The following is a 24,364-nucleotide window of genomic DNA, read 5'->3' as shown; positions in this document are numbered from 1 at the left end:
TTCATTTAAAATCAGTAATAGTTACTGATATTAATTTAAGCACACAATAATAGATTTCAAATAAGCGGGGAAATCTATTACAGTAAACAAATAATATTTTTCAAAAAGGAGATTAAGATTATGGCAAAGTATGTATGTACAGTATGTGGTTATGTTTATGAAGGCGATGCAGCTCCGGAGATCTGCCCGGTATGTAAAGCTCCAGCTGAGAAGTTCAAATTACAGGAAGGTGAAAAAGTATGGGCTGCTGAGCACGTTGTAGGCGTTGCAAAAGGCGTAAGCGAAGATATCGTATCTGATTTAAGAGCAAACTTCGAGGGCGAGTGCTCTGAAGTTGGTATGTATCTTGCAATGGCTCGTGTTGCTTACCGTGAAGGTTATCCGGAAGTTGGTTCCTACTATGAAAAAGCTGCATGGGAAGAAGCAGAACACGCTGCTAAGTTTGCAGAGCTGCTCGGTGAAGTTGTAACAGACAGCACCAAGAAGAACCTTCAGATGAGAGTTGACGCTGAGAACGGCGCAACAGCAGGAAAAACTGATCTTGCAAAACGTGCAAAAGCTGCAAACCTTGATGCAATCCATGATACCGTTCATGAGATGGCTCGTGACGAGGCTCGTCATGGTAAAGCGTTCGAAGGATTATTAAATAGATACTTTGGCTAATTGGCGAACGCAAAAATAAGCATTTTAAGAGGAACAGGTACAAAACACCTGTTCCTCTTTTTTCGTAAGCCATTAACTATCATTCAAAATTTTCTGCATAAATGCTGTTGCAATTAAATAATAAAACTATTCCTGTTCCCCAAGTATGATCCGTATCAGATTCTTATCTAACATAATCGTCCGATTCCACGGATTTACAATGATCCCATTAACCTCTTCTGCCATGAGAACGGTGCGAAATGCCTGCTCCATCCCCGTCAAAAATGTGGACATCACACTGCCGCTGCCCTTTAATTCTTCCTCGAAACTGGTAAATGCCGCCCACCAGCGATTGCCGTCTGGTGTCTGTATTGCCTGCACCTGCATCTGATCATCGCCCTTTGGCGGTTCTACCGCTATGATAAACTGACCGCCTTCTTTCATGCGCCTGCGTATTACAGTCAGGGTATGTGCTAACATCTCCTCGCTTGGTTCCTGCTGTAATGCTGCAATCGCAGTCTCTATTTTTTCGTTTCCCTGTAATCCTTCATCAATTTTATTGTTGTCCATAAAAATCTCCATTCTTGCGCTGTCTTTTTAATAAAAACAACGTTTTTATTTGCATATCAAGTTTGTGCGTAAGCACAAATCTTGCGTGTGAAAAATGTTATTTTTCACACTGATCTCCGTGTAATTTTTTATTCAAATTGTTCCATACAGTATTTTTCCACTAATTCAATAAATTCTTACTTTATATTATACCCTCCGGTATTCCTTTTCACAATCTGATTTTAACAGCAAAATCTACAAATGCTAACGTCAAATAACAAAGTTTAAGACAAAAAGCATGGTGCCCTCCGGACATCCATGCTTTCTGGTAATTAGTTTTCATCTTTTTTCTCTTTTGCCTCGGCAAATCCGAGCACAACCTTAAACAGATCTCCATCCACATACAGACGGAATGTGCCACCCATAAGATCCATCAGACTGTTTGCAATGGAAAGTCCAAGTCCGCTTCCTTCCGTATTTCTGGATTCATCGCCTCTCACAAAACGCTCCATCAGTTCTTCGCTGCTGATATTGAGCGGGTATTTTGAAGTATTGCGGAAGGTGATGGACACCTGTGCCTCTTTTACCTCAAGGTTGATGTAGACACGCGTTCCGTTCTGGGCATATTTGCAGATATTATTCATCAGATTATCGATAACACGCCAGAAATGTCTGCTGTCTGCCATAATATAGACTGGTGTATCCGGCTTTTCGATCACAAGATCAAGTCCTGCAGCTTTTGTCTTTTCCTCAAATTCCCCGACGGTCTGCGTCATAAATATTCCGGCTTCCAACTTTTCCAAATGTACCGGAAGGTTTCCGGTAGATGCCTTTGATGCCTCGATCAGATCCTCGATCAATTTCTTTAAACGTCCCGACTGACGGTCTAATACCTCTAAATATTCCTGCGCTGTCTCGTTGTGCAGATCTTCTTTTTCCAACAGATCAACGTAATTGATGATAGATGTCAGCGGTGTCTTGATATCGTGGGAAACATTTGTGATCAGTTCTGTCTTAAACCGTTCACTCTTCATCCTCTCCTCGATCGCATGCGTCATGCCATCACTGATGTGATTGATCTGCTCTCCCTGTTCCTTAAATATACCGGTCATATGCTTTGTACCGATCTGATAGCCCGGCTCGCCGCCTGCAATTTTTTCCGTTCCGGTTTTTAATTGATTTAACTGTACGCAGTACCACAGAATGAGTGGATATAAAATCAGTTTTTCCACCAGCCAGAGAAAGAAAGCAATGCCTGTATTCAAAAACATGAGCACTGCAATTCCTTCAAGAAACGCAAGCACCAGCATGACTAAAATCACTTTCCATAAAAATCCGATATTTTCCCATATCATATGAAAAAATTTTCTGATTTTGCTGCAGATCTGGTAACACAGAGTATGTCTCCACCATTTTCCAAGTTTTACCCGCACTGCAAAACTCAATAAAAACAGTAACAGCAGCCATCCCATACAAAGACTTGCAATCGCAGTCACAAACAGGATAAATGGCAGATACATAATATCTATATTTGCCAGAAACATAAATGCCACGTAAAATATAAATACCTCTGCCAGCACAATAAGTACTGCAAAAACATCAAACCACATGTGATCCCAGACGGTCGTAACAATCTTGTCTGTCCCCTTACGGTGTCCCGCTGCGCACATCAGAAATACAAACGCTGCAACTCCGATGATAAAACTGAAAAACATCACAACCAGCGCTGTATAGCGCATGCTGTATACAAAATCCAGCAGGGTATTTGCCTGTACATACCAGTCTGTGCTGTTCTTGTCTATTCCCACATTTTGCGGAAGAAGTACGATCAACTGATAAGTGATTTTCGGTGTCTTCTGCCCCATATTTACCCAGAGTGTATAATTACCATCCAGATAATAATCATCATATGTTGTATAAGAAATATCTGCATTTTCCGCGTTTTTTTCAGAGGAATCTACCCGGTCAATCTCATCCATGGATATCCCACGAACACCGTCTAACAGCAGATAATCCCAGTTTTTCACATCCCACTGTGTGCCATCAAGCATATCAAATGTGATATATTCCTGATCCAGCACATCCATTTTAATCGGTTCTTCTGTGGATTCTGCTGCAACTTTTTCGTTTTCCTTTACATCCGTAATTGTTTCTTCCGTTGACTCTGCAGAAACATACTCACCTGCCACATCCGTGATGAAGGATTCTGTAGATTCTGCTATATCATACTCTCCTGTCCCATCTGTCATAAACCCGCTGTCTGTTGTCTGTGTCTGCTCATTCCGGTACATTTTTTTCTCTGCATCATAAGTAAAAATCAGATTGCCGGATTTTTCTGATTCCACCTCGATCTGCTGCACCGGGTAATACTCATTTCCTGCCAGATATACAAAAATGCCTTTCGCTTCATCATAACAGATCCGGTCCGCATAAATGCTGACATATGAATCATCCCCGGAATACATGAGTTCCACACCGCCGCCGGTCAGGAAATTTCCATTTGTATAAACGATCTGATCCTCATCCGACAGCTCCACACTGTTCGTATATACATCATCTATGCTTATCTTATCGGAAAAATTGCGGACTGCATACGATTTCTCATCGTTTAAGTCGATTCCGTCCAAGCTCTCTGCCTTGATAATTCCATATTTAAAATACGGACTTGTATCCATACCTTCTGTCCGCTCTCTCCTTAGATCATCGATTGCAGACAACCCATATTGAAAGGATACCTGTTCAAACCACTGCTTTCTTATATCATCTTTTGAATTGTTATAAACACCTTCCTCTATCATAAAAACTGAGCCTGCCGCACCAAATATAAAACAAAGTGCACTTGCACTCAGCACGATCCAGGCAATGATCTTTGCCATGATCGAACCTTTCCACTTTTTCACTTTTTACACCTGTCCTTCCATTTTATAACCACGTCCCCACACAACTTTCAGATACCGCGGCTCTGCCGGATTATATTCTACTTTTTCCCGCAGATGTCTGATATGTACTGCTACGGTATTCTCTGTTCCGTATGGATTGTCCTGCCATACCTGCTCGTAAATCTGATTCGGGGAAAACACCTCTCCGGGATGCTCCATCAGAAGTTTTAAAATATCGTATTCCGTGCGCGTCAGCGAGATTTTTTCGCCATCAAGCGACACCTCTTTGCTGCGGTCGTCAAGTTCGATCCCGCCAATTGAGAGAACATCTTTTTTGACTGCTCCGCCTCCAAGCTGCATATAGCGTCTGAGCTGTGATTTCACACGTGCCTGAACTTCCACCGGATTAAATGGTTTTGTGATATAATCATCCGCTCCGACCGTGAGTCCTAAAACTTTGTCTGTATCTTCACTTTTTGCCGTCAGTAAGATCACCGGAACATTGCTTATTTCCCGGATTTTTACCATGGCAGAGATTCCATCCATCTCAGGCATCATGATATCCATCAGTACCAGATGGATGTCATGCGACTTTAACACCTCAAGCACTTCTTTTCCGTTATATGCCTCAAATACCTGATAGCCATCTGCCATCAGATAGATTTTTAATGCCGAAACAATATCTTTTTCATCATCGCACACCAGTATACTGTACATGTTGTCCCCTTTTCCGCAGGTTTCTGATAGATTTTTACATAAACCTGTCTCTTTATGATCATGCTCTTATTGTAACGGAATAATTATGAATTTCCAATCAGTCAAAACATTAAGATTTGATGAAGTTGTACCTTGTATTCAGATAGAAGGAATGCTAATATAGGAAAGTAGTGCTCCCGGAAGTTTTTAATTTTCCGGGAGTAAATTATGGAAATTTTTACAAAGGAGCTTTTATATGGAAGAAAATAAAATGGGCGTCATGCCGATTGACAAACTTATTATCTCAATGTCCCTGCCGATCATGATCTCCATGCTTGTGCAGGCACTCTACAATATTGTTGACAGTATTTTTGTTGCCATGATCAGTGAAAATGCACTGACTGCCGTATCTATGGCTTTCCCGATCCAGAACCTTATGATCGCTGTCGGTGTCGGAACCGCCGTCGGTGTCAATGCACTTTTAGCCCGCTCCTTAGGAGAAAAGGATACAGAAAAAGTGAATAAGATCGCAGAAAACGCTGTATTTTTAATTGTTGTCAGCTATCTGCTCTTTTTAATCATCGGTCTGTTTTTCGCAGAGCCGTTTTTCCGCAGCCAGACAGATATTGAAGAAATCATTGTTTACGGAAAACAATATCTGACGATCTGCTGTTGTCTTTCTTTTGGAATCTTTACACAGCTTATGTTTGAGCGTATGCTGCAGGCAACCGGAAAAACCATTTATACCATGTATACACAGGGTGTCGGTGCGATCATCAATATCGCTCTCGATCCGGTTCTCATCTTTGGTCTGTTTGGTCTCCCGAAAATGGGCATTTCCGGTGCTGCTGCTGCAACCGTCATCGGACAGATGATTGCCGGTATTTTGGCAGTTGTTTTAAACCACACAAAAAATAAGGAAGTACAGATTGACCTGCACCATTTCCGCCCGGACAAAAATATTATCGGACAGATTTATGTGATCGGTGTTCCTTCTATTGTAATGCAGGCGATCGGTTCCGTGATGAACTACGGTATGAACCGTATCCTGATCGCGTTTTCCTCCACTGCAACCGCGGTGTTCGGCGTTTACTTTAAACTGCAGAGCTTCGTATTTATGCCGGCTTTTGGTTTAAACAACGGTGTCATCCCGGTTATGGCATACAACTACGGTGCCGGAAACAAAGAGCGTGTCACAAAAACTTTAAAACACTGTGTCGCTTATGCAGTCAGCATCATGGCAGTCGGCCTGCTTTTATTCCAGCTCTTTCCAAAGCAGCTTCTCTCCATGTTTCAGGCTTCCGACACAATGCTCTCCATCGGTGTCCCTGCGCTGCGTATCATCAGTTTAAGTTTCCTGCTTGCCGGTTTTGGAATTTCCTGCAGCAGTATTTTTCAGGCACTTGGAAAAGCAGTCTACAGTATGTGCATATCCATTGCAAGACAGTTAGTGATCCTGCTCCCGGCAGCATACCTGTTAGCACAGTCCGGCAATGTCAATCTGGTATGGTGGGCATTTCCGATCGCCGAGCTGGTATCTGTGTGTGCAACTGCCTTCTTCTTAGTAAAGATCAACCGCACGATCGTAAGTAAAATTGGGCAGTAATCTTCTACGAAGTTTCGGGTGTAAAAAAGTGGTTCACAATCCTATAACCAAAAAAATCCCGTGGGAAACTGATTTATAAAATCATTTCCCACGGGATTTTTTTGACCGGAAATATTTTCACTCATGGACTTAAACTTTTTATTTCTGGTTTGCCGGCTCCATATTAACGGAACGGCCTTTGATCTTTGCATTTTTCATAGCTTCTAAAACTTCTTTGCCATATTCTCTCGGCACTTCCACGAATGTATATTTATCATACATATCGATCGCTCCGACAAGTTTACCCGGCATGCCGGACTCACCTGCAACAGCACCTAAGATATCGCCTGGTTTTACGCGGTCTTTTTTACCAATATTGATAAACAGACGCACCATGCCCTCTTCCGCTCCGGTATTATCAAAGTCAAAAGAATCATCTCTGTCATTGTCAAGATTGATCTGACCAAGTGCCTGTTTTAAAAATGCCGCTGCAATATCCATTGCGGTATAATCGGATTCATTGATCTGCTTTTCGATGATATCGATCGTATCTTTCAAATTTTCCTCGTCGATAATTCTTCCGATTTCTTCCATGACCTTCTCAGCCTTGATCTGTGCCACATCATCCGTGGACGGGATCGGCATTGCAACGATCTTGGTCTTGCAGTAACGCATGATATCTTTTAATTTGTATACTTCTTTTCCTTTGACGAAAGTAAATGCACGTCCTGTTCTTCCGGCACGTCCTGTTCTTCCGATACGGTGTACATAATATTCATCATCCTGCGGAATATCATAATTAAATACCGCTTCCACATCATCTACATCGATGCCTCTCGCTGCAACATCAGTAGCGATCAGTATTTCTGTCTTTCCGGTACGGAAACCGCGCATTACACGATCTCGCTGTGTCTGCTTCATATCTCCGTGCAGTCCCTCAGCAAAATATCCGCGTCCCTGCAATTCCTCGGTAAGTTCATCCACCATACGTTTTGTATTACAGAACACGAGGGAAAGTTTCGGATTATAATAATCAAGGAGTCTGGTTAAAACTTCGATCTTGTCTTTTCTCTTTACGTCATAATAATACTGCTCGATATTTGGAACGGTCAGCTCTTTTTTTACTACTTTGATCGTCACCGCGTCATGCTGATATTTTTTGGTAATATCCAAGATTGGCTTTGGCATGGTAGCAGAAAATAATACTGTCTGTCTGCCTTCCTCCGGAATATACTCCAAAATTGTTTCAATGTCTTCACGGAATCCCATATTTAACATTTCATCCGCTTCGTCAAGTACGATCGTATTCACTGCCTCACAGCGGATCGTTTTTCTTCGCAGATGATCCATGACACGTCCCGGTGTACCGATAATAATCTGTGCTCCACCCTTCAACGCTTTGATCTGACGGCTGATCTCCTGTCCGCCGTATACCGGAAGGATTTTCACTCCATGCATATATTTTGCAAGTTTACGGATCTCATCTGCCACCTGAATTGCAAGTTCTCTTGTAGGTGATAAGATGATAACCTGTGTTTTTTTATTATTCGGATCTACTTTATGCAGTACCGGGATTCCAAATGATGCCGTCTTTCCGGTTCCTGTCTGTGCCTGTCCAATGACGTCCACACCGGACATCACAACTGGAATTGCCTGACTCTGTATCGGTGTTGCCTCTTCAAATCCCATTTCTGCTATTGCACGCAATACCTGCGGATATAAATCTAACTGGTCGAATCTAACTGTTTCCATATATTTCCTTTCTATAGAAACGTGCGCCATAGGCGCGCGTAAAACAAGGGGCTGATCAACAGCCCCCATAAGCGCAACAGTCTGAATGATAACACGGTGCCCGTACTTTTGTCAAGAAATTCCCCGGTTCAACGTTCATTACAACCGCGGATTTTCGGGAATTATGTACCCCAAACCACGACATCTGGCAGAATCTGTCACAAAGCCTCTGGTCCGGGTATTACTTCCTATTTAAAAGCAATCGACAATCCTGTATCTTATCCATTCTACTGCATCAATTTTTACTTCCGGTTTTCCGTGTGAAAAACTCGATTGCGGATTTTTGTTTGTATCTGTTATATTCTATGCCGCATTTTCAGAAATGTTTCCTGTTTTATTTATCGCTTGCATCCGCTAAATATCCCATTGCAAGATCATTTCTGGATTTTTTCTTAACATGATAAAGCATTGCATCCGCCGCATGTAAAAAGTCCCAGCTTTTTGTATCATCTTTCGGAATATCATAACAGATTCCCTGGGAGATCGTCACAATAGACATTGCCTGCGAATATGCATGCCGGATCGCAAGATCCATAATCCTCTGTCTCAACCCTTCTGCCGCATGTCTGACTTCTTCTTCTGTCATGTTCTGGTAAAGGATAATAAACTCATCCCCACCATACCTTGCACAGAAAATCCTGTCATTCTGCATCATCTCAAGCTGTCCGGCAATCCGCTTAATGCACTCATCCCCTGCCTGATGTCCGTAATTATCATTATACTGCTTAAAATAATCAATATCCAAAATCTCCATCGCAAGTGCTGTCTGATCCGACTGTGCCCGTTCAAATGCGTTGTCTAAATAATCATTCAGACGGAATCTGTTTGCTAAACGTGTCAGTGCATCCGTTTCTGATTTTTCCTGAAGTCTGATATTTGCTTCTTCGATCTCGCGTCTTTTTTTATTTGCACGCTCTAAAGATTCACGGACATCAAGCATATTTGCGATCATCGCCTGCTTTTCTTTTTCCATGACCTCAGACAACTCATAATACTGCCCTGCTGCCTCTAAATATGCATCATTATTTTTATGCATACGGTAAAACTTGATCTTTAAGGAAATGATCTGTCTCTGCAGATTAACAATCTTTGACTGCCACGTCAATGGCTCTAAGATTCCCATAACCCGCAAAAAAGCATCATCATTTCCTATATCAAGCAGCAGCTGGCTGATTTCATAAAGATCTCCGAAAATATCCATGATCGGAATATCTGTATTGATCTCCTCACAGATTAACCGGATACATTCATCACGTGCCTCTGCCTTTCCAGTCGCATGACATACACGTGCCTTAAAACAGCGAAAACTAAGGAGTTCTATGCCATCAATCCGACCTGCGCACTCGTCAGAAATAAGCTCCACATAATGTGCTGCCCGATCCGGCATGTCACGGAACAAAAAACCTGTTCCCATGCCAATATAAACACAGGTGATCAGACGATTGTTTCTGTCATCATTCACATATTTTTTTACATGCTGTCCGCAATGTTCAAAATATCTCTGTGCTTCTAAATATTGTCCACATGATAGATATAAATTTCCAAGATTAATATCTATCATGGTTTCCTCTTCTTTTAACTGATATTTTGTGCAGAAATTTAATCCGGTCAGATAATAATCAAGCGCAATTGGCTCATTTCCCCGATTGATCGCTGTAATTGCCATCAGATTATATGCACGCGCCACTAGCTTCCACTGATTGGATTCATTCAGATAAGATACGCCTTTGGTAATGCAGAAAAAGAACTTTTCACTTTCATTTAACAGATAATAGGTCTCTGCACTGTAGTAGTATGCAAATCCAAGCAATTTTGCATCGTTTTTTTTCAATGCATACTGTTCGATATCATAACAAAACTTCAATGTCCGTTTCGCATCGTTTCCCCGGCTGTCGTACACTCCCTGTATCCATGCACGGACAACTTCATCATATCCGTCATATTCCATGTGCACTGCCTCCTCTCATTCCACACCAGACATTTTTTCTAAGATTTTCTCCCATAAAAAGAATACTATCTTTTATTATAAAATAGAACTGTGTCTTATTCAAGGAAGAATGCTTTTTGTTTTATTTGATTCTTTTATTCAAAATATGCGATCGGATCAACCGGTATTCCATCTTTATCAAGCTCAAAATACAGATTGCTTCCCTCTACGGTAAAGTATTTTGTCGGCTCACCGATATAACCTAATACATGTCCAGCCTCCACATAATCTCCCTCTGCAAAATTCAGTTCTTTTAACTGACCGTAAACTGCCTCATAACCATCACCCAGATCAACTGTAACCGTACAGCCTGTTACCTCATCATTTTTAATACTCTTGATCTGCCCTTTTGCAACGGCATAGACTTTATCGTTGACTTCTCCTGCGATGATCACTGCCGGATTATACTTATACTGATCCAGTGTCGGAAAATAAACTGTGGAATCCATACTGTAATTAATGACGACATTACCTTCCATCGGCCAGAGCAGTTCCTCGGAAAAATGAAGTGACTGTGCCGTATTTGCGGTCTGAACGGTCTGCTGCTCCGTCTCTTCTGATTCTTCTGTTTCTGCTGTATCATCTTCCTCTGCGATTTCTGCTGTCACTGCAGGGTCGTCTAATTCATTCTCCATCTCATCATAAGACTGTCTGGGTGGAACCAGAGCGGATGCTTCTGCAGACTGCTCCGAATCTTCCTGCGCTGCAATGTCATCTGACTGCTTCTGCATTTCTCTCGCAAGTTCTTCTTCCATCTGCTCCCGTTCTTCTTCCTGTCTGCTGCTGTATAGGGCGGTCGTTCCAACCGCTGCTAAAGCGATCAGCAATCCTGCAATTACATATTGTCTGTACCCAAAAAAACCTTTCTTTTTCATTATTTCTCACCATCCATTATTTATTTTTAACCATAGTGTTGCCACATTCCGGATGGTTTATACGATTGTTTTTTATTTCCTGTCTATAAATTCCCAGCCTGCCCGATCACGGCTCCTTTATAAAAATATTCAAGTATCTCCCGGTAGTCATACCCTTCTTTTGCGAGTTCTTCTGCTGTATTCTGACTTAAGCCAAATCCGTGCCCCATTCCCTTTGCCACGATACGTACATGACCATCCATTTCTGTGATTGAAAAACACGCCGATGGAAGCTCTAAAGCATGACGGAACTGTTCTCCATCATATGTCTCTCCGGCAACATTGATTTTTGTCACATATTCTGCTGCATCACGGCTTTTGATCTCAATCTGTCCCGGTTCTGTCAGTTCTGCATCAGGATACGCTGCCCGGCATTTCTCCAGAAACTCCTCTTTTTCATAATAAAACACAGAAAGATAACCTTCCGCAGTGGTATCTGCATGACATTCTGACATAACCAGATATGGCATGTCTGCATCTTCATATAGTTCTGACATGTTGCGTGTCCGTCCGCTGCTAATTGCGTGATACGCTGCATATATGTAAGTTCCATCATATAAAAGCACCTCCCCCGCCGTTGCCTCCACGCAGGATTTTAGTTTTTGATAATTTTTATCATAATTTTCTCCCCATAATTCCTGCTGGCGCTCCGGTGTCATTTTCTCCGGCTCCTTTGTACCTGCTTGCATTGCATCATACAGATTCGTTCTGGCGATCACACACTGTGCCTTTATTGTTTCCGGCGGCTTATCGACACCAATTTCCTGTGCCACAATCTGTAAAATCTTTATCTCAACTGCGTCATCCTCTTCTTTCCTGCCATCGTCTGTCGTCTCTGTCTGTTCCGCTAATAGACTCTTCCTGTTTTCCAGATGCTGCCGGATTTCTCCCTCCATATTTTTTTCACTATCGGCTGTAGTAAAGACTTCCTGCACTCCATCTTTTCCATATATAAGATTTTCCAACCGCATTCTCTGCATCAGTGTCGTGATAAAAACCGGCAATAACAGTATCAGACAGATTCCTGTAAACCAGGAATTTGTACGTTTTTTTCTTCGTCTTCCCATAAAAAAATCTCCCTGTCCATTTAATATATGAAACAGAGAGACTTCTCATTCAGATTTTTTACATCATATTCATTACAAGACCAAATGCCTGCATCATGGAAAATCCGATCTCAGCTATGATGAGTAAAGAATACAGTACTGTGTACACGATCGGAAATGCCATTTTTCGTTTCAGAAGATGTGCACGCCACACATAATATCCCGGTTTTAAAAAGATTGCAAACAAGATCAGTCCAAGTATTTTGTAATTCTGCTTATTGATCTTTACGATATCGATTACCACAAAAATAATAAATGCTGCAAGCAATGCATAACTGAGCAGGGAAAATATAACATAATTTCCACTGTACATCACATTCATATAGCTGCCATCCATAATGCTTTCATATGTCATCGACTGAAATATGGATGAGGCAGAAACCATGCTGATGATCTCCCGCAATGGCATTATGATCAGTAACAGATAACAGAAAATATCTGAAACCGGTCCATGCTGTTCCTGCGGTGCCCAGGTATTCTGGTTGTACTGCGGATTTCCATACATCTGCTGTCCATTGTTATACTGCTGGTCCCCATAGGTCTGCTGTCCATTGTTATACTGCTGGTTCCCATAAGTCTGCTGTCCATTGTTCATGTTCTGATTTTCGTCCATAACCTTCTCCTTTTTGATGCTATTTTATTTTTTCTGTCTGCTTCCAATGATATTGGAAAGTGTAGCAAACTGCTCTAATGTAAGTGCCTCCCCCCGGATCGTAAGCGGTTCACCAAGCTCTGCGATGCACTGCTGTATCTCTTCCTTGGAAAGATGTACCTGAGGCGCATTTGACAATCCATTTGCAAGTGTTTTTCTTCTCTGATTGAAAGATGCGCGGATAATGCTAAACATCAGTTTTTCATCATCCACCTGCACCGGTACTTCTTCGTGTCTGGTCAGACGGATCACCGCACTGCCGACATTTGGTCTTGGCATAAAACAGTTTGGAGGAACATTCGCAACAATCTCCGGTTTTGCATAAAACTGCACAGCCAAAGACAATGCACCGTAATCTTTTGTTCCCGGTCCTACCTGCATACGGTCTGCAACTTCTTTCTGCACCATAACCGTAATACTGTCGATCGGCACATGGCTCTCAAAAAGTCCCATGATGATCGGCGTTGTAATATAATATGGAAGATTTGCCACAACCTTGATCGGTTTTCCATCATTTCTTTCCATCGCAAGTTTTGCGATATCCAGTTTTAAAATATCCTGATTGATCACCGTCACATTATCATAAGCACTCAGTGTATCCTCTAAGATCGGGATCAGATTGGTATCGATTTCTACCGCAACCACTTCTCTGGCATTTTCACACAGATACTGCGTCATCGTACCGATACCCGGACCGATCTCAAGGACAAAATCTTCTTTTGTCACTCCCGCGGCCTCAACGATCTTCTCTAACACATGCGGATCGATCAGAAAGTTCTGCCCGAATTTTTTCTGAAAATTAAAATGATATTTCTGCAAAACCGCAATCGTATTCTGCGGAATCCCTAATGTAGCCATAAAACTCCTCTCAATCCTCCCGGTTACTTAACATTTCCTCAAACAGCGTATCTAAAAACTCTGCATACAACCCGTTAAATGTCTCATGAAAAGTCTGTGCCACACTTGCATCTCCCTGACCTGTCATCTGTGCTTCCTCAAAAAGCGCAAATGCCGTTTCATAAAGCTCCGGATTTTTATCATAAAATACTTCCGTCAGTCCATCCTGAAAAGCAAACTGCGCCTCCTGGGAAAGATTATCCTTGAAATCTTCCTTGGAAATACATCCTTTCTCCTCATAATCAGAAAGATAAATATGTCCCTCTGCAGATTTTACAAAATCGCGAAATACCACTGCCACATCCTCGTATGTAACAGGAACATAATTCTCATTCCAGTATTTGTCAAATGTTTCCCTGTCCGGGAACTGTGAAAAAATATCGTTATCCATGTTATTCTCCATTCCTGCGTGTGAAAATTCTTATTTTTCACACTATTCTCCATTTCTGCGTATAAAATATTGTATACAATAAACAGACTGCGCATTCCATGGGCAGACCTATCGCCATAAATATACAAACAGGATGCCATCACGGTCTGTCCGTCTCTGACACCCTGTCTCTCATTATATACAAAAATCATATATAAGGCAAAGATTTATTTTTCATCATGGAACATTTCGATGACACTGTTCAGTCGCACAATATTTTCACGGTTATTGTCCACAAGCGTTTCATTTCCCTGCACAATTCCGGAAACCTCAAGTGTTTTCTGTGCGATATCCGCCACACCGTCAGCCGCCTCGGAAACCGTCGAGCTGACACCCTGCATGGCATCCGCGATTTCAACAATAGATTTTAACAGTGTATTGATCTGTCCGCTGATGGCAGACATGTCATCATCGAACACCGTCGCATCCTTTGTATACTGGTCTGCAACTCCCATAAAATCCTCATAATCTTTAAGCACCGTCTGCTCTAAGAAATCTGTGCTCTCTTTTAAGCATCCTGTCATATTCGCCACAGCCTCATTGACCTCAGCTATGATCTCATTAATACTGCCGACAGTCGTGGATGACTGGGTTGCCAGTTTACCGATCTCTCCAGCAACGACTGCGAATCCCTTTCCTGCCTCTCCGGCTCTTGCCGCCTCGATCGAGGCATTTAATGCCAGCAGATTCGTCTGACTTGAAATTTCAAGGATTGCCTGTGTAAACTGGTTGATCTTTTCTACTGCTTTTGCCTGCTCCATGGCAGCTTCTGTTTTCTGCTGTACATTTTCGTACATCTGAACCGTTTTTTCGCTTGCAGCCTGCGTCTTTAACTTAAGCTGATCTGCACGTTCCTTTACCTCAACAGAAGACTCCCGTCCCTCCTTTGAATACCGCTCAATATCCGTTGCGCGCTCTTTGATGTCACTGACCGTGGTGTTGACCGTCTCCATCGTCGCCGCTGTCTCTTCCATTGCTGCTGCAAGTTCCTGCGTCGTATCTGTGTTGACGCTGCTCATCTCACGCACACGTTTCGTTGTATCAGAAAGCTGTTCTGTCGTATTTTTCAGATCTGTGTATACATGACGGATATTTGCTACCATTTGACGCAGATTCTTGCGCATGTTGTGAAGTGATATCGCCATTCTTCCGGTTTCATCTTTTCTTTTATAAAGGTGCTGGTTTGCCGGATTGCTCGCAAACTCAAATTCAGCCGTCTGTTTTACGATACCGTCGATCTGGGTGATCGGCTTTGTGATTGTAAATCCGAGTACTGTACCGATAATTATGGTAAGTATCATTGCAAAAGCAGCTCCTCCGAATATCTGTTTTGCAAGCTGTCTGGATTTTTCCTGCAGTTCAGTTTTTGGTGCCGTAAGGACAAATTTCATGCCATTTTCCAATGTCTTATAATACATGACCTTATCTTTTCCCTGATAAGTATAGGAAACGGCAGTCTCCTCCGTCTGCTCATTTCCAAGCGCATCCACTACTGACTGCAGTCCGCTGTCTGCATCCGCAAGATTACTTCCAATCTCAAGATCTTTGTGATACATGACCTTACCAGATTCATTGACAAGGAATCCATATCCACTGTCAAATATACTTAAAGAATCGATCGTATCCGTAAATTCGCTGAAATCAATATCCATTCCGATGATACCAATAGACTCGCCGTCCACCTCGATTGGAATAACGTATGAGATCATATATACACCAATGTTGGAATTTAAGTATGGTTCCATCCAGGTTTCTTTTCCATTCTGTACCGGAATATAATACCATCCGACATGCTCCACATCACTCGGATCATACATGGAAAAGTCCGTTGGCGTCACACTCTCAAACTCACTGTCACTGTTATCTCTTGTTAGAAAAAGTCCGCTTGTTGGTTCCGTAAATTCAGGATTATAACGGATATACGCCGTGAGTGCTCCCTTAGTGTTCTGTGCAGACTGCATCAAAATCGGCAGCATCTGCTTTGTATAAGTATCCACATAATCCTTGCTTGTCCGGAAAGATGCTGCATGTTCCAGTTTGGCAACTGCAATGCTGTATACCATTTCCACTGACTGTGAAACATTCTGCATCATGGTATCAAGTTCACTGCTCTGGCTCACACACTTAAGCTGCATCTCCCGCTGTGAGTCTTCATAAGAAGTACTGACTGAATTAACAATACTGATCGCCCCACAGATAAAAGTTGATACCAGCGAACAAAGTATTACAGTTACAATGATCTTGGTTTTTATTGATTTCATACAAAATTCCCCCTCTGTAAAAATTCCTCCCATTTACTCAATTTTACCATATTCGACTGTATTTTCAATAAAATGCATGCTGTTTCGTTATGTTTTCGTAGATTTTCAATCTTACACTTTTGTTTTCGCATATTTTATCGAACATATTTTCGTTTTTTCTGTTGCAAATAAATCTGTCATATGTTATATTAATTTTATCGAACATTAGTTCTTGTTTGTTGATGATATGAGTCGCCCGTCCAAATGGTGTATCGCAGGCTTGTGAGTGGCATCTTGCGCAAGATGCCAGACTTCAGGTTATGAACACCATTGGGGCGGGCGGTTCATCTCAAAATCGGGGTCGTAGGTGCGGATTTTTGATATTCGCACGAATGGAAATATGCTTAAAATCCTAAGGTGCTGTATCATTGATATTCAGCCTAATGACTTGTCTGAATTTTCATCTGCTCTGTTGCATTACACTAATCATTTCATAAATTAACAGACTAATAATGCAGATTACTATTCCAAGTATGTATGGTTAAAAGCATAAGTATAACAGATTGCATCGAGATTTTGCGACATTTTTGAAATGAATGTTACCAAAATTTACGCACCCCCAAGGTTGTAAAATGAGTTCCCCGGCAAAGGGTGGTTCACAACCTTGCGGCTGGCAAATCGCATCAAGCCGGGATTCGTTTTGTGACTTTGGGAGAAAATTAGGCAATCTTAGTCTGCCTGTCCGTAACACAGTGTTGTGCTGCCACGGACGGCAGCACAAGTCTTAATGCCCCCGGACGGGGCGTTTAAGACGCACACGTCACTCCGAGAAACACTAAATCAGGCAGACTAATTTCACTCTGATAATAATCAGAGTGAAATCGATTGCCTTATTTTCGGACAACGGAACAAAACAGTCCCGGCTTGATGCAATTTGCCAATCGAAATCCCCCGGAACCACCCTTCGCCGGGGAACTCATATCCCAACAAACCATCATTTGTTTTGCAGTACATGTTTCGTAATATTTGATGCAAATACCGGATCATAACTTACAATCATATTTTTGACAAAGACCTTAAGGATGGAGATGAAGATCAACATGAACATTCAGCAAAATATGTCTCTTATGGAAAAACTTGCCATACTTACCGACGCTGCAAAGTACGATGTAGCCTGCACTTCAAGCGGAGTAGACCGCAGCGGCAATGGCAGCGGTATGGGAAATTCCCTTGCATGCGGAATCTGTCATACTTTTTCTGCAGATGGACGCTGTATTTCTCTTCTCAAAATACTTTTTACCAATGAATGCATTTTCAACTGCGCCTATTGTCAGAATAATTGTAACTCTGACGTGAAACGGGCTTCTTTTACCCCCGACGAAGTCTGTGAACTGACAATGGAATTTTACCGGCGTAACTATATTGAGGGACTTTTCTTAAGCTCCGGCATCATGGTCAGCCCAAATTACACGATGGATCTGATCTACCAGACACTCTACCGGCTGCGCAATGTCTATCATTTTAACGGCTATATCCATGTCAAGGCTATCCCGGGTGCAGATCCCGTGCTTGTAGAAAAAGCAGGATTTCTTGCCGACCGCATGAGTATCAACTTAGAGCTTCCGACTGCTGACAGCTTAAAGAAGTTGGCTCCCTATAAATCCAGAACCACTATTTTGAAACCAATGCGCCAGATTCAAAACCGTATCACGGAAAATAAAGACGAGCTTGCCATTTACCGCAAAGCACCACGTTTTGTTCCAGCCGGACAGAGCACCCAGATGATCATTGGCGCTACTCCGGAACACGATTATGAGATTATGCGTGTTGCCGAAACGCTTTATCAGAAATTTGACTTAAAGAGAGTGTTCTACTCTGCCTTTGTCAATGTCAACCACAATTCAAATCTGCCGGTTTTGCCGGGTGGCCCGCCTCTTTTACGGGAACATCGGCTTTATCAGGCAGACTGGCTGCTGCGCTATTATGATTTTAAAGTAGATGAATTACTAACAGAAGACCGGCCTGATTTTAATATTTATCTGGACCCCAAATGTGACTGGGCGCTCCGCCATTTAGAATGTTTTCCGGTAGAGATCAACCGTGCAGATTATCGTACACTTCTGCGTGTTCCCGGCATCGGTGCAAAGTCTGCCTCGCGCATCGTAAAGGCAAGACGTATGAATAAGCTCGATTTCTCTGATCTGAAAAAGATCGGTGTCGTACTAAAACGTGCACTATACTTTATTACCTGTTCCGGTCACATGATGTACCCTACAAAGTTAGATGAGGACTATATCTGCCGCAGCCTGATCGCAGACCGCACCCAGATTCCACGTGAAATACGTGAAGCGGGATACCAGCAGCTCAGTTTATTCTCCTGATGACGGAACCTACAGCGATTCATAATTTAGCGGCTGGCAAATTAAAACCTGCTATTTCGCTGTAACATCATCTTAATGATCATTAATCCGATGCATTAATGGCTTTCTATAACGAGGATTTTATAATATGTACACATTTATCTGTGAAGATTCCCCCAATGGAATCTTATCCGGCATCTATGATGCATGGGATTTTAAGGTAAAAGAAAACAAAAAATATTCTGCCCGCAGCACATCGGCTGATAGTTCTTCCAGTGCCCCAAAAAGCGCCTGCACCCACGATGATATCCACATTCTGTGTCATGAACCGGACAATTATCAACTATTTTGTGAGTATATCCATGTGGAAACTTCCTCTGATAAAGCATCGAAAGTCGCTCGCACCATACAGCGCAAACTTGGCAGTGAATTTTACGATACCATTTTAAATGCGATTCTTTCCATTGTTCCGGAAAAAAAGAATAACTTAGACAAAGCGGACGCCATCTACCATACTCTTGTACTTGGTCTGAATACACCTGCCGGAGCACGCGCCATTTGTGATCTTGCCAACCCTTATGTCCACCGCCTGTTTATTCTGTCCCGTGCTACAGCAAATGAGGCACATCACCTGCTCGGTTTTCTTCGTTTTTCAGAACTGGAAAATGGTGTACTGTTTTCCACGATTCACCCCAAAAATAATGCCCTGCCGATATTGGCAGAGCACTTTACCGATCGTCTCCCGCAGGAGAATTTTTTGATATATGACAAGAACCGCCAGCTTGCCGCAGTTCACGCCGCCGGAAAGAATTTTTTGTTAGTGGACGCCTCCGGTATAGATCAGGAGCTTTTAAAACATACCTCCGACAGCGAGACCAAATACCAGGAGCTGTGGCAGACCTTTTTCGACCACATCGCCATCCAGGCACGGATCAATCCAGAACTCCAGGCGCAGAATATCCCGAAGCGCTTCTGGGATGATACCCTGGAACTTGGTAAAAAATAAAGCCCTGTTACCATAAACAGAGCATATCTTTATAGATGAAAGAGATTATTTGGCAGGCGTCGCGGCTCCTGCATCTCTTTTAACCCATAGGGTGCGTGGTTGCAACGAAATTTACCACCTCAAATAATCTCTCCTATGTAATTTTGATTGTATATCATCTTTTTCCCTTCTTCCTATAACTCTTTTAGGTTTGTGATTACGCTCTTTTACGCAACCAGTTTATGGTGCTATGATAACATAGACTTTTTATCATGTACAGAAAATAAATTACATTATACGAAATAACCGTTCTGCATTCGCCCTGGTCACCTGCTCCACTTCTTCCGGTGTGATTCCTTTTAGTTCTGCAATCTTGGCGATCACAAACGGGATATAGGATGAATCATTCCTCTCTCCGCGATGCGGCTCCGGTGCCATATATGGACAGTCGGTTTCTAAAAGGATTCGTTCCAGCGGGATTTCCTGTACGGTTTCCTTTAACTTTTTGGCATTTTTAAAAGTCACAACACCTCCGACACCGATATAATATCCCATTTTTATAAATTCCTGTGCCATCTCCTTCGAATAAGAATAACAGTGGATGACTCCCGGAATTTCCTCCGCATATACAGATTTCATCACTTCCATGGTATCTGCTGCCGCATCCCTCGAATGAATGATTACAGGAAGTGATGCTTCCCTCGCTAACTTCATCTGCTCAGCAAACCAGTATCGCTGCTGTTTTTGTATTTCCGGCTCCTTATCCCAGTAATAATCAAGCCCGATTTCTCCAACTGCAACCACTTTTTCTCTTTTGGTCTGCTCTTTCAGCCATGCAAATGTTTCCTCATTCAGACCACTGATATCACTTGGATGCACTCCGACTGCCGCATAAACAAATTCATACCGCTCTGACAGCGCAAGTGTTGTTTTGGTGGATTCGATCGATGCACCGACATTGATGATCGTTCCAACGCCACGTTCTGGCATGGATGTGATCAATTCCTCTCTGTCCTCTTCAAACCGTTCATCATCATAATGTGCATGTGTCTCAAATATCATAATTGTGTTTCTCCTTTTTTCTTATATGTCAATCATTTTTTCCTACAGGATACACTTTTATAATATCAATATATCATTAACACACGGTAACTGGCAAATTTAATAACCTTTTTCGATGATCTCTTTTTCATAATTTATTTTCTTAATTTAAATGAAAACTCAGTAGATCTTACCGTATGCTCAGAAGAAGCACCTATTGCATGTATCTTATCTAACACTGCATGTCTTCTTCCATTCATCTCATCTACTTTTCCGGATATATGATCAAGATCCTGTATCATTTGTTCCATAACATCATTCATATTTCCAAATGCCTCTATAGTATGTCCGGCACTTTCTACCTGTACTTTGACAGAATCACCTGCCATAGCCACTTTTTCCACTGCATTCTTAGAACATTCCATTACTTCTTTTATCACAATCTGGATTTCTTTTGCAATTTCACCGGAATTGTCTGCAAGTTTGCGGATCTCCTCTGCAACAATGGAAAATCCTCTGCCATGCTCTCCTGCACGTGCTGCTTCAATCGATGCATTCAAGGATAATAACTTCGTCTGTGATGCAATATCTTCAATATTATTTACAAAATCTGTGATCTGCTCTAATTTTAATCCCAGCATCTCTACCTGAAGTTCAACTTCACCATTTATATTTGCCGTATCTTTTGACTGCTGCATCATCATATTTACAGTGTTCATTCCACCCTCAATCTGCTGTTTCTGATGTTCAAGTCCTGTAATTGTTCCCTGTACCAGCTCCCGGACCGTTTTTATCTGCCCAGAGAGCTCCTCCATCTGTCCGCTGACACTCTCCACCATTTCATTGACTTTACCGCTTGTCTCCATGACACATTCCCCAGACTGCAATCGAATAGAACTGTGTGGCACAATTAAATCTGCATGATGTAGTTTTCTTTTTTTCGACATAAAAAACCTCCCATCTTTTTTATTTTTATCTTAAAAAGAAGAGAGGTTATATAAAATGTCTTTTTGTTAATTGAGTATCTTTTTTTTATTAAATCGAAATATTAATATTCTCTGTCATTCCCTGCCCTGTGGCAGATGCGCTTCCCGATGGATCACCGGTATAAGAAGCAGACATCCCCTGCGGCAATGCACCGGCAGCATCCGTCAATGTCAGATCTGTCTCTAACTCCGCATCCTGCTGTGCCTGCATCTTGATCTGTGCCTCTGTCATCTGCAGATTTGCAGATTCGGCAGACAGGCTCACGATCACGCCGGAATCAGGAGATATATCAGATGTGTTGTGGTTTTCCATCTGTGCTTTTATATATTTCATATCCGCTTCGCTGATCTTACTCTGCTCCTGACGTCTGTGATTATTGCGCTTCTGCCGTATTTCAACACGCTTTGCCTTTTCCTTTTGTACATTCTGTATTTCTTCAATCGCAATCTTTTCTTTCAACTCACGCTCTTTATTTGCAGCCCGGCGCCTGATCTCACCTTTTTTCTGCATATTATCCGCCCGGTTCTCGCGTTTATATTTATTGTTTTCGATCTCTTCCTGCTTTAAGTGGCGGACTTTTAACTGTGCGCACTCTACCATTCTTTTCGCATGCGCAACTGCTGCAGATATCTCCTTGCTGTCATATTCCCCGGTTGCTGCACACCGCTGCAAAGTGGCAAGTCTGCTCTTTGCCTTTGTCAGCGCATTTGCTGCGCCCTGCGGCTTTTTCGCACGCAAAAGCTGATTCGAAACTTCCCTGTAATTATAATTTACTTTTTTCTTTGTGCTGCTTTTACTCTTTCCACAGACATAATCAATACGCGCACGTGCATCTTTATTCGCATTTTTAATGGTCAATGTTCCAACCATTGCCATAGCTCCACTGGTGCTCCCAGCACTATTTACTGAAAATCCCATAGCTCATATTCCTCCCTGAAATCATGACAGGAATCCCAGAATATCTCTTTGCAGATAAATCGTACATTCTGTAAACAAACATTATATGGATCAATTTAAACATGCCCGTCATGAAAATGAAACCGTTCATATATCTTTAACATCGGCAAAACTGTATAAAATGATTACCTTATCCATCTGTTTCTTTTACATAATATGACACATCCAAAGTGTTTCTGCGATATTGACCATGCAAAACATTCCAAGCACAACCATTGAAATCTTCTGAACCAGTACCGGAATTTCTTTTCTGATCTGCCCATACATCTGCCGGATACAAAAAAGACACGTTACCATCAGAATAAAATACAGATAAATATATGGTCTGTCTGCCGATGCATAGATTGTCGGAGAAAATCCCATGACAATGCCGGATGCCAGTCCCACACCAAGCATCACAAGTGTATAAAGATATATTTCCAGCTTCTCTCTCATCAGACAAAACAGTGCATAGGACATCCCCGCCACCGTCACGATCAAAAATAACACCGGAAGCCAGTTCACCGGATCTTTAAAATTCCACCCTGCTGTCTGTTCCGGTATAATAAATATTTTTTCATACCACGGATGCCCGGTGCGGATCAGTGCATATCCAAGAATACAAAATACAGGAACGGATGACAGCAATGTTTTTATCATATTTTTCGTTTTCAGTCCGACCAGTACTGCCAGTATAACCGAGACGATCAGAAAAATACTGTTAACCTGCGCAATAAAAATGCGTTCTATATTTACAACTCCCATATAAATCTTTTCCCAAATGGAAAAATGTGCAAATTCCGGCATACGCCCTTCGACTTCCTGCATGCTGCGGATACTATTTCCCGGACAGCACAAAATCGTAAAAAGTGAGATCAGATCAACGGCAAAATATCCGTAAATCCACAGACTCCCCGCTTTTTTTCTATGCCAGTTATAAAGTAACGCAAGAAAAATCATAACCAGTAAAATTGCTGCCACCTGTTCCTGACTGCTGCAAAAAATACAACAGATCACCCCTGCTGCGCCCTCATACCAGTGCAAAAACTTATTTTGTGCCAGTTTCTGTAAAATCAGGGCGATATATAAGATTCCAAAAAGCGGCCACAGATAGTTGACCGTCGTTGCGATCCAGCCAGCTGATACCATATCCGAAAATGGGTAAAGCAGCATAAACGCACAGACAAGCCATTTTAATATACTCTTAGATTCTTCCCTGTCTGAATCTTTATCTGACCAGCTTACATTTTCATCAATATATTCCGTGTAATTATTTAATAAGCGGTATAACAATACAGGAATCAGTGTATAAATAATAATATCCAGGATTTTCCACAGCCACGAAACCTGTACCAGTGGTATAAGAACAAATTCGATTGCCATTCTTGAAGACCATGTCGCATAGCGGTGCGCTAAAATCTCCCAGATACTTCTTCCATCCATCAGCGTCTGAAAATAGACAACATCATCACCGGCAGAAATTTTAATGACCAGATGCCAGATAAGTGCCACCATAAACACCAGCACAAATGGCAGGTTTCTTTGAAATATCCCCTGTATTTTTTTTCTCACTCTTTTGTTCCTCCCTGTGTGATATCGAAAAAGAGATAGCGCATACACTATCTCTTTTTCCCTCACAAATCCGGCACAACATCATAGATTTATCGCAACTGTCATGACAGATTTT

The 24,364-nt window shown here is 42.0% G+C and carries 19 protein-coding genes; 4 read left to right on the top strand and 15 right to left on the bottom strand.

The features are described 5' to 3' along the window. The first annotated feature begins 120 nt into the window (after nucleotides 1–120). Entirely contained in the window at nucleotides 121–663 is a 543-nt protein-coding gene (locus tag ACDD58_RS10820) for an NADH peroxidase (RefSeq protein WP_006857073.1), read from the top strand. Nucleotides 664–789: 126 nt separating this feature from the next. Here ACDD58_RS10820 and ACDD58_RS10815 read toward each other — a convergent pair whose 3' ends face one another. The 3 genes from ACDD58_RS10815 to ACDD58_RS10805 form a co-directional block, all read right to left on the bottom strand. Further along, complete coding sequence (locus ACDD58_RS10815; protein ID WP_118209241.1) at nucleotides 790–1,212, bottom strand: SseB family protein; 423 nt, start codon at nucleotides 1,210–1,212, stop codon at nucleotides 790–792. 311 nt (nucleotides 1,213–1,523) lie between these two features. Continuing rightward, on the bottom strand, nucleotides 1,524–4,091 hold the full coding sequence (locus tag ACDD58_RS10810; RefSeq protein ID WP_370777403.1) for a sensor histidine kinase: 2,568 nt from the start codon (nucleotides 4,089–4,091) through the stop codon (nucleotides 1,524–1,526). A gap of 3 nt (nucleotides 4,092–4,094) precedes the next feature. After that, nucleotides 4,095–4,787, bottom strand: coding sequence for a response regulator transcription factor (locus ACDD58_RS10805; protein ID WP_370777401.1), 693 nt, complete (start codon nucleotides 4,785–4,787; stop codon nucleotides 4,095–4,097). A 235-nt stretch (nucleotides 4,788–5,022) separates the two neighbouring features. On the opposite strand from ACDD58_RS10805, the gene ACDD58_RS10800 reads away from it, so the two are divergent. Beyond that, nucleotides 5,023–6,372, top strand: a complete 1,350-nt coding sequence (locus ACDD58_RS10800; protein WP_118209253.1) for an MATE family efflux transporter — start codon at nucleotides 5,023–5,025, stop codon at nucleotides 6,370–6,372. Between the two features lie 138 nt (nucleotides 6,373–6,510). On the opposite strand, the gene ACDD58_RS10795 is transcribed toward ACDD58_RS10800, so the two are convergent. The 8 genes from ACDD58_RS10795 to ACDD58_RS10760 form a co-directional block, all read right to left on the bottom strand. Next, the gene (locus tag ACDD58_RS10795) at nucleotides 6,511–8,103 is read right to left on the bottom strand and encodes a DEAD/DEAH box helicase (protein WP_117920815.1); all 1,593 of its coding nucleotides are present in this window, start codon (nucleotides 8,101–8,103) and stop codon (nucleotides 6,511–6,513) included. Between the two features lie 373 nt (nucleotides 8,104–8,476). After that, nucleotides 8,477–10,090, bottom strand: a complete 1,614-nt coding sequence (locus ACDD58_RS10790; protein ID WP_370777399.1) for a GGDEF domain-containing protein — start codon at nucleotides 10,088–10,090, stop codon at nucleotides 8,477–8,479. A 134-nt stretch (nucleotides 10,091–10,224) separates the two neighbouring features. Next, nucleotides 10,225–11,004, bottom strand: a complete 780-nt coding sequence (locus ACDD58_RS10785; RefSeq protein ID WP_186899831.1) for a M23 family metallopeptidase — start codon at nucleotides 11,002–11,004, stop codon at nucleotides 10,225–10,227. Nucleotides 11,005–11,087: 83 nt separating this feature from the next. Then, nucleotides 11,088–12,110: a SpoIID/LytB domain-containing protein gene (locus ACDD58_RS10780; protein WP_370777398.1), complete on the bottom strand. Its 1,023-nt coding sequence runs from the start codon at nucleotides 12,108–12,110 to the stop codon at nucleotides 11,088–11,090. Nucleotides 12,111–12,168: 58 nt separating this feature from the next. Beyond that, the gene (locus ACDD58_RS10775; protein WP_370777396.1) at nucleotides 12,169–12,762 is read right to left on the bottom strand and encodes a hypothetical protein; all 594 of its coding nucleotides are present in this window, start codon (nucleotides 12,760–12,762) and stop codon (nucleotides 12,169–12,171) included. Nucleotides 12,763–12,786: 24 nt separating this feature from the next. After that, on the bottom strand, nucleotides 12,787–13,659 hold the full coding sequence (gene rsmA, locus ACDD58_RS10770; RefSeq protein ID WP_117920820.1) for a 16S rRNA (adenine(1518)-N(6)/adenine(1519)-N(6))-dimethyltransferase RsmA: 873 nt from the start codon (nucleotides 13,657–13,659) through the stop codon (nucleotides 12,787–12,789). A 10-nt stretch (nucleotides 13,660–13,669) separates the two neighbouring features. Further along, the gene (locus ACDD58_RS10765; RefSeq protein WP_370777394.1) at nucleotides 13,670–14,089 is read right to left on the bottom strand and encodes a serine/threonine protein phosphatase; all 420 of its coding nucleotides are present in this window, start codon (nucleotides 14,087–14,089) and stop codon (nucleotides 13,670–13,672) included. Nucleotides 14,090–14,295: 206 nt separating this feature from the next. Next, nucleotides 14,296–16,389, bottom strand: a complete 2,094-nt coding sequence (locus tag ACDD58_RS10760) for a methyl-accepting chemotaxis protein (RefSeq protein ID WP_370777392.1) — start codon at nucleotides 16,387–16,389, stop codon at nucleotides 14,296–14,298. A 1,079-nt stretch (nucleotides 16,390–17,468) separates the two neighbouring features. Here ACDD58_RS10760 and ACDD58_RS10755 point away from each other — a divergent pair. Together ACDD58_RS10755 and ACDD58_RS10750 are read left to right on the top strand one after the other, a co-directional pair. After that, a complete protein-coding gene (locus ACDD58_RS10755; protein ID WP_186899835.1) occupies nucleotides 17,469–18,749 on the top strand; it encodes a putative DNA modification/repair radical SAM protein in 1,281 nt (426 codons plus the stop codon). 127 nt (nucleotides 18,750–18,876) lie between these two features. Further along, nucleotides 18,877–19,734 carry a TIGR03915 family putative DNA repair protein gene (locus tag ACDD58_RS10750; RefSeq protein ID WP_370777390.1) on the top strand — a complete coding sequence of 286 codons (858 nt, stop codon included), beginning with the start codon at nucleotides 18,877–18,879 and terminating at the stop codon, nucleotides 19,732–19,734. Nucleotides 19,735–20,001: 267 nt separating this feature from the next. Here ACDD58_RS10750 and ACDD58_RS10745 read toward each other — a convergent pair whose 3' ends face one another. The 4 genes from ACDD58_RS10745 to ACDD58_RS10730 form a co-directional block, all read right to left on the bottom strand. After that, nucleotides 20,002–20,775, bottom strand: coding sequence for a TatD family hydrolase (locus ACDD58_RS10745; protein ID WP_118209262.1), 774 nt, complete (start codon nucleotides 20,773–20,775; stop codon nucleotides 20,002–20,004). A 134-nt stretch (nucleotides 20,776–20,909) separates the two neighbouring features. After that, nucleotides 20,910–21,701: a methyl-accepting chemotaxis protein gene (locus ACDD58_RS10740; protein ID WP_370777388.1), complete on the bottom strand. Its 792-nt coding sequence runs from the start codon at nucleotides 21,699–21,701 to the stop codon at nucleotides 20,910–20,912. Nucleotides 21,702–21,789: 88 nt separating this feature from the next. Beyond that, complete coding sequence (locus tag ACDD58_RS10735) at nucleotides 21,790–22,659, bottom strand: hypothetical protein (protein WP_370777387.1); 870 nt, start codon at nucleotides 22,657–22,659, stop codon at nucleotides 21,790–21,792. Nucleotides 22,660–22,845: 186 nt separating this feature from the next. Next, complete coding sequence (locus ACDD58_RS10730) at nucleotides 22,846–24,249, bottom strand: DUF6056 family protein (RefSeq protein WP_370777385.1); 1,404 nt, start codon at nucleotides 24,247–24,249, stop codon at nucleotides 22,846–22,848. Between the last annotated feature and the right edge of the window lie 115 nt (nucleotides 24,250–24,364).

It is taken from the genome of Roseburia sp., from assembly GCF_041325975.1.
Classification (GTDB): Bacteria; Bacillota; Clostridia; order Lachnospirales; family Lachnospiraceae; genus Roseburia; species Roseburia rectibacter.
The sequence above is the reverse complement of the archived record's forward strand: the minus strand, read 5'-3'. Positions and strand labels throughout refer to the sequence as shown.